Below are 7,132 nucleotides of genomic sequence, written 5' to 3'. Positions count from 1 at the left end.
AAACGATACGTACTKAACTTGAAGGAGCAAGATGGCTAACGTCAACGTCGACGTGGTAGTGATCGGGGGAGGGCCTGTAGGAGTCACTGCGCTGGCCTTGCTGGGGCGCGCAGGTCTGACCGCCATCGGGGTGGAGCGTGATGTCCAGGTTTGGCCAACTGCCCGCGCCGTGCACTTTGATGGTGAAACCTTCCGCACCCTCCAATCGCTGGGAGTCGCCGAGCGCTTTGCCGAGGTAACTTTGCCGATGTCCTCCTTCCACATCGAGAACGAGGAGCGGGAAGTCCTGGTGTCCTTGCCCACGGGTCAGTTTGGCACCCAGGGTTGGCACGACGATCTCACCTTTCACCAACCGGACATCGAGGTCCTGCTGCGGGATGTCGTGGAAGAACTTCCCGGCGTCGAGCTCCACCGAGGCACCAGCGTGCTCTCCGTGCGCAATGAGGGACCGGGCGTCGAGGTGGCGGTGCGTGACTCCGACGGCGCGGAATCCTTAATCCGCGCCCGCTGGGCCATCGCAGCGGACGGGGCACGTTCACCAAGCCGCCAGGCGCTGGGCATCGAGTGCGAAAAGCTGGGCGAGGATGCACAGTGGCTTGTCGCGGACKGCATTTTGGAAGAAGGCCCCGGCCTGYCTTCCGACATGATCTTCCTGGGTCATCACACAAGGCCCGCCCTGTGGATCCGCCTCCCCGGCAAACGGGTGCGGATGGAGTTCATGTTGATGCCGGGGGACGACCCCGAGGAAATTGCCACCCCTGCGGGTGTGGAAAAGATCAGCCACGGCGTGCTGCCGACAGACAGATTCACTGCAGACCGGCTCGCTATTTATACCTTCCGTGGCCGCATCGCACGGCAGTGGCGCGCCGGGAACATCTTCCTGGCGGGGGACGCAGCCCACCAGGCGCCACCGCTTTTTGGTCAGGGCCTATGCGCCGGAATACGCGACGTGGCCAACCTGGTGTGGAAGCTCGATGCCGTYAAGCGCGGTGCGGCCKACGACAGCCTCCTTGACACCTACGAGAGTGAACGCATGCCGCATGCACGGTTCTGGGTCGAGCAGGCAACCCGGGCGGCGGGCTTCATGCAAACCACCGACGCCGACACCGCGAAGCAGCGTGACGCCTTCATCCGCGCAAACCCCGCCGCATCCGCACCGATCTCACCCGCGCTGGGCCCTGGCCTGCACGACGGCGGCACCGACGAACGCGCCGGCCGGCTCGGCATGCAGCCGATCCTCGCCGACGGGGTGCGCCTGGATGACATGGTGGGAAGCCGTTTCCTGGTGGCAACAACCCGCGAGCTCTATGCCGCGGTCCCGGCCCCACTGCGGGAACTACTTGAGGAACATGCCGACGTCGTGGTCCTGTTCGATCCGGCCAAGGTCGGCCAGATCCTTGCCGCCGCCGGCGCCCAGGCGGTCGTCGTTCGCCCGGACCGCTACATCCTGGGCCTCGGCGACACCCCCGAGGCCCTGGAGCGCCTCATCCGCAGCATTCCGCAGGCCGGCCACAACGTGCCGGCACGCATCTAAACCCACATCCGCGTCAAACGGACAGAACACAGGAGACCATCATGGCATTCAGCCCCATCACACACCTGAGGCACTTCGACATCGCGGTGCCCGACTACCAGAAGCAGGTTGAGTTCTACAAGAACCACTGGGGCCTCACCGAAATGGAGAACGACGGCGGCGTGACCTACTTCGCCGCCGAKGGATCCCCGGAACAGTATTCGGTCCGCGTGCGCGAGGCCGATGAGAAGCGCCTTGACATGGTCGCGTTCGGCGCGGCGGACAAGGCCTCGGTGGACCAGCTCGCCTCGGACCTCATTGCCAAGGGCGTGAAGCTCATTGGCGAACCCGATGACGTCAAGACCCTCGGTGGGGGATACGGCTTCCGCTTCTTCGACTTGGAGGGACGCACCATCGAKGTCTCCTCCGATGTTGAGGTGCGCAAGCACCGCAAGATCGAGGAACGCGAGGCGATCCCGGTGCGGCTCTCCCACGTGGTGCTCAACTCCCCGGAACCGGAAAAGATGCGCGCCTGGTATGAACAGCATCTGGGCTTCCGTCTCTCCGACACCCTGAACCACCCGCACATGGGCGACCTCTTCTACTTCATGCGCTGCAATGCACAACACCACTCCATAGCGATCTCCCGCGGTCCGCATGCCTCGCTGCAGCACGCGTCCTTCGAGCTGCGCGGCATCGACGAGTACATGCGCGGAAGCGGCAAGCTGCTGCGGTCCGGGTTCAAGAAAATCTGGGGCCCTGGCCGCCACAAGGCCGGGGACAACACCTTCACCTACTTCCACGATCCCAACGGGAACACCATGGAATACACCACCGAGCTGGATTCGGTGGATGAGGATACCTGGCATCCAAGCATCTTTGACACGCGCGACCCCGASACCTCCGACCAATGGGGAACCGGCGGCGACATGGACGAATTCATCGCCCGCGAAATGTTCAACGACCGCGACAAGGGCCTGTACGTGGCCCCACCGGTATAGCGGCAGCAGACAATGACTAATGGAGGATTCATGGAAGAGGCACGCGTGAACGGATTCATGCTGGGCACTTTCGAGGACGGCGGGGAGGAGTTTCCCGGTGTGGTCTTCGGCGACGACGTCGTTGACCTGCGCACAGTGGTGCCGGGAATCGGGCGGATCGGGGACCTGTTCGCTGACTGGGATGCGCACCTGGACGCCCTCGAGGCCATCGACCCGGCAGCGGCGGGCGCACGCCCGCTCGACGGGCTGCGGGTGCTGCCGCCGGTGCAGCCGGTGGGCACCATCATCGCCGCGGGGGCGAACTACCGTGAGCACGTCCTGCAGATGAGTGTGGCCCACAAGCTCGGCAAGGAAGGCGCCGATGCGGCGCAACTGGCCGCCGACGCCGCAGCCGAAATCGACGAGCGCGGCCGGACGGGCGACCCCTACGTCTGGACCGGGATCCCCTCGGCGGTCTGCGGCGCCTACGATGACGTGAAGTTGCCGGATGTCGGCGGAAACGTCGACTGGGAACTGGAGCTTGGCGTGGTCATCGGCCGCAGGGCGCACCGGGTCGCGGCCGAAGACGCTTTCGACTACGTGGCCGGGTATACGATCGTCAACGACATCACGGCGCGCACGCTCGTACCGCGCAACGACATCGCGATGATGGGCACCGACTGGTTCCGTGCCAAGAACCAGCCGACGTTCTTCCCCACCGGCCCCTACGTGGTGCCGAAGCGGTTCGTCCCGGATCCTGCGAAGCTCCGCATCCGCTTGAGCCTCAACGGCACGCTGATGCAGGATGCCTTGGCCGATGACCTGCTCTTCGACATCCCGAGCCTGATCGCCTACGCCTCCTCGGTGGCCGTGCTGCTGCCCGGCGATGTCCTCATCACCGGTTCGCCTGCGGGCAACGGTTCGCATTGGGGCCGTTACCTGAGGGACGGCGACGTGATGGAGGCGGAAATCTCTGGTCTCGGCATCCAGCGTTMAACGGTCCGTGGGCCTAGCGGGCAGTTGCCTCCCTGGTATGTGGATCGCCCGGACGCGGTCGCCGCGGCCGGCGGGGCCGCCCCGTGATCCTGCGTCAAAGCCACTTCGTTCCGCCGGTGTCCTATCTGCTGGCGGCCGAGCTGGGATTTCTGCGATACGTTGAGGTGCTGCCCACCCGGACGCCCTCGAGCGCGGAGCAGCTGCGGGCCCTGCTTGCCGGGGAGCAGGACATGGTGGTCACGGCTATCGACAACCTGTTCGAATGGACCCGGGCCGGCGCCGACTTCCGCCTGGTTGCCCAGGTCGAGCAGACCACGCCACTGGGCATCTATGCAGGCGGTGACGTGGAATCCCTCGCGGACCTGGCCGGGTGCCKGTTCGCCGTGGACGCCCCCGACAACGGTTTCGMGCTCATCGCCAAGCACCTGYTACGGGACGCCGGCGTCGAGGTCGACTACGTGGTGGTGGGCGGCGTTCGCGAACGCTTGGACGCGCTGCTCGGCGGCCAAGTGGACGCGACCCTGCTCGGGCCGCCGTTCGACAAACTGGCCGAAAAGGCCGGGATGCGGCGCGTGGTGGACGTCAATGCCCTGCTGCCGGAACTGCCGGGCCAAGGCCTGGTGGTCCGCGCCGAGCTTCTCGCTTCCGCAGAGCTGGAACGCTACCTGGGCGCTTTGGTGCGCGGGGTGGCGGCCGGAGAGTCGATGACCGACGCGGAGGGAATCGAGTTGCTTGAACGCTGCGGCTACCAGGCGGCGGCCACGGCGGCCTGGGGCGCGCGCGCCCGCACGCTTGCGGTGGATMAGCGCKGACTTGGACTGCTGACCGGGATCCGTCGAAGCCTGGGCATGCTTCCGCCGGACATCGGGCTGGAGGAGCTCTGCGACGGCGAACCACTCCTGAGGGCCACCCGGGCCGCCACGGTCGGTAACTGAGCGTCACCCCCACGAACTTGTCTATTGCAACCCCACCAACCCAATGCGATACTGTACGTATCGTATGTTTGATGTCCAAAGGAGCAACCATGAAACTGGGACGTATAGCAGTGCCCACGCCCGACGGCGAGCAGATTCGACTCGTCGCGGCCGAGCCGGAGCAGGGCCGGGTTATTGACCTTGCCCGCGCCTATGCCTTGACGCTGCAGCGCAAGGCCGCCGAGCCCGGGCGCGCCCGGGCTCTCGCCCTGGCGGTGCTTCCCGGAAGCCTGGCGGCGGGAATCGGCGGAKGCGCCGTATTCCTGGACGMCGCACACGCTGCGCTTGCCGCGGCCGACGACGCTTCGCTTGCCATCGATGAGGTCTCGTGGCGGGCGGCGGTCGACGCCCCGGTCATTCGCGACGGGCTGACCTTCGAGCAGCACATCCAGAACTTCCACCGCATTGTCGCCAAGGCACAGCCGGCAAGGTCGATCTACGAGCGTCCGGGGTATTTCAAGGGCACTACGGCCATGTCCTATGGCCACAACCAGGTTCTGCCCTACCCCGACTTCACCGAAGCCCTCGACTGGGAACTCGAGGTCGGCTACGTCGTGGGCAAGTCCGGAAGCGACCTGACCCCGGACACGGCGCTGGACCACCTCTTTGGCATCACCGTCTTCAACGACTTCAGCGCACGCGATATCCAAGGCGCGGAAATGGCGATCGGCATGGGCCCGCAGAAGTGCAAGGACTTCGGCTACGGCATTGGCCCCTGGGTCACCACCATGGACGAAATCGATTCCATCGAGGGACTGCGCGGCCAGGTCCGCGTCAACGGGGAGGTGCTCTCCGACACCAAGGTCGAGGACTTTGTCTACACCCCCGCAGAGCTGCTGGCCTACGTCTCGATCTCCGACCGCCTGCAGCCGGGCGACCTCATTGGATCGGGCACGATGGGCTTCGGCGCCGGCGTTGAAATCGGAAAGTTCCTGAAGCCCGGCGACGTCATTGAACTMGAGCTCGAAGGCGTCGGCACGCTGCGCACCCCGATCTCCACCGAACGCCAAAAGGCCCCCTGGTGGCCCGAGCCCCGCATCTACCCGCACGAAGAATGGGTGGTCTGATGACCCGCCCCCCAGTACGCCGCATCGTCACCGGGCACKACGACCAGGGACGCGCCAYCATCCTCTCGGACGGTGCCGCGCCCAACCACTGGTCCTCGGAAGTGATTCCGGGATTCGGTGCCACCGTGCCCTGGCTGACCGCGGCCGGACGCATCGACCACGTCACCGACGCGGACCCGGCCGCGGCCGACGCCGAGATCCCCAGCTTCCCCGCCGCCGGCGAGACGATCCTGCGCATTGCAGACTTCCCGCCGGACGCCGTCTATCCGGACGAGGCGGGTTCGGTGATCTTTAGCGAGCTCGACGGGCACGACGAGGCCGAAGCAGGCGCCGAGCACAGCGGCTCCAAGCACTTCTGGTTCCATCGCACCGACTCGCTGGACTACGCTGTCGTGCTCGAGGGCGAGATCACGCTGCTGGTCGACGAGGGTGAGGCAACCATGCGCGCCGGCGACGTGGCCGTGCAACGCGCCACCAGCCACGCGTGGTCMAACCGCACCGACCGCACGGCCCGGGTCCTTTTTGTGCTGATCGGAACCGAGCCCCTCACAGCATCCCAGATCGCCGAGCGGCGCAGGGAAGCTTCCCGGCCCTTGGAGAGCGCATGATCCCCAACGCCCGCGCCGCAGACGGCGAAGTGATCTGGGAGCCCGACCTCGAACGCAGCGCGGAGACCGGCATCGGGCAATTCGCCGCCTTCCTGGGCCGGCAAGGCATTGATGTCAGTGCAGGCTACGACGAGCTCTGGCAGTGGTCGGTGGATGAGCCGGAACAGTTCTGGGAACTCTTTGCCCGGTTTGCGGGAGTCGAGTTCGGCGGTACGGCAGGACCGGTCTGCACCACTGACGCCATGCCGCACACGCGGTGGTTTCCGGGACGCACCCTCAATTTCGCCCGGCACCTGCTGCAGGGCCACGAGGGCACCGCACTGATCGGCATTGCCGAGGACGGGACGYGCGAGGAGGTCACTTGGGATGCGCTGCGGCGCGAGGTGGCTTCCCTGGCCGCGCACCTTCGGGCCCGCGRCGTGGGGCACGGGGACCGGGTCGTGGCGATCCTTCCGAATGTTGCCGAGGCCGTCGTCGGGCTGCTCGCCGCCGCCTCGATCGGTGCCGTGTGGTCCGTCTGCGCCCCGGAGTTCGGGGCGGGCGCGATCGTTTCGCGGTTCGCCCAGCTCGGTCCAAAGGTCGTCATCGCCGCCCCGGGCTACATGCTTGGCGGGAAKGACCGGGACCGCCGCGCGGAGCTGGGGGAGATCTTCGCACAACTCCCCACCCTCGAGCACATCATCTGGGTGGGGCGGCATACGTCCGTCCCGAGTGTCCCAACCAGGGCCCCGGCCGTGGACTGGGCACAGGCCGTGGCCGAACCCACGGAGCTCGTCTTCGAGGACGTCGAGTTCAGCCACCCGCTGTGGGTCCTGTTCTCCTCCGGGACAACGGGCATTCCCAAGGGCATCGTGCACGGGCACGGCGGGGCGCTGCTTGAGGAAATGAAGATGCTCCTCATCCACTCCGACCTGCGGCCCGGGGACCGCTATCTCAACGTGGCCTCGACGAGCTGGGTGCTGTGGAACGCGCTCGTCTCCGCACTGGGCGTGGG

General features: G+C 66.4%; 7 protein-coding genes. All 7 read left to right on the top strand.

What is annotated here, in order from left to right:
• Positions 1-31: 31 nt before the first annotated feature.
• Positions 32-1,534: a bifunctional 3-(3-hydroxy-phenyl)propionate/3-hydroxycinnamic acid hydroxylase gene (locus AC1DBQ_RS20265; protein WP_476930218.1), complete on the top strand. Its 1,503-nt coding sequence runs from the start codon at positions 32-34 to the stop codon at positions 1,532-1,534.
• A gap of 41 nt (positions 1,535-1,575) precedes the next feature.
• Entirely contained in the window at positions 1,576-2,514 is a 939-nt protein-coding gene (locus AC1DBQ_RS20260) for a VOC family protein (protein WP_476930217.1), read from the top strand.
• Positions 2,515-2,544: 30 nt separating this feature from the next.
• Positions 2,545-3,576 (top strand): fumarylacetoacetate hydrolase family protein, encoded by a 1,032-nt coding sequence (locus AC1DBQ_RS20255; RefSeq protein ID WP_476930216.1) that lies wholly within the window; start codon positions 2,545-2,547, stop codon positions 3,574-3,576.
• Positions 3,573-4,424 carry an ABC transporter substrate-binding protein gene (locus AC1DBQ_RS20250; RefSeq protein WP_476930215.1) on the top strand — a complete coding sequence of 284 codons (852 nt, stop codon included), beginning with the start codon at positions 3,573-3,575 and terminating at the stop codon, positions 4,422-4,424. The genes AC1DBQ_RS20255 and AC1DBQ_RS20250 overlap by 4 nt, the downstream gene beginning before the upstream one ends.
• 89 nt (positions 4,425-4,513) lie before the next feature.
• On the top strand, positions 4,514-5,530 hold the full coding sequence (locus tag AC1DBQ_RS20245; protein WP_476930214.1) for a fumarylacetoacetate hydrolase family protein: 1,017 nt from the start codon (positions 4,514-4,516) through the stop codon (positions 5,528-5,530).
• Positions 5,530-6,138 (top strand): cupin domain-containing protein, encoded by a 609-nt coding sequence (locus AC1DBQ_RS20240; RefSeq protein ID WP_476930213.1) that lies wholly within the window; start codon positions 5,530-5,532, stop codon positions 6,136-6,138. Before AC1DBQ_RS20245 ends, AC1DBQ_RS20240 begins: the two co-directional genes overlap by 1 nt.
• A partial coding sequence (locus tag AC1DBQ_RS20235; RefSeq protein ID WP_476930212.1) for an AMP-binding protein occupies positions 6,135-7,132 on the top strand: 998 nt, incomplete at its 3' end. The genes AC1DBQ_RS20240 and AC1DBQ_RS20235, both read left to right, overlap by 4 nt.

This window comes from Arthrobacter sp. 10T413_2 (genome assembly GCF_056394205.1).
Note: the sequence above shows the minus strand (reverse complement) of the source record. Positions and strands in the feature narration are given on the sequence as shown.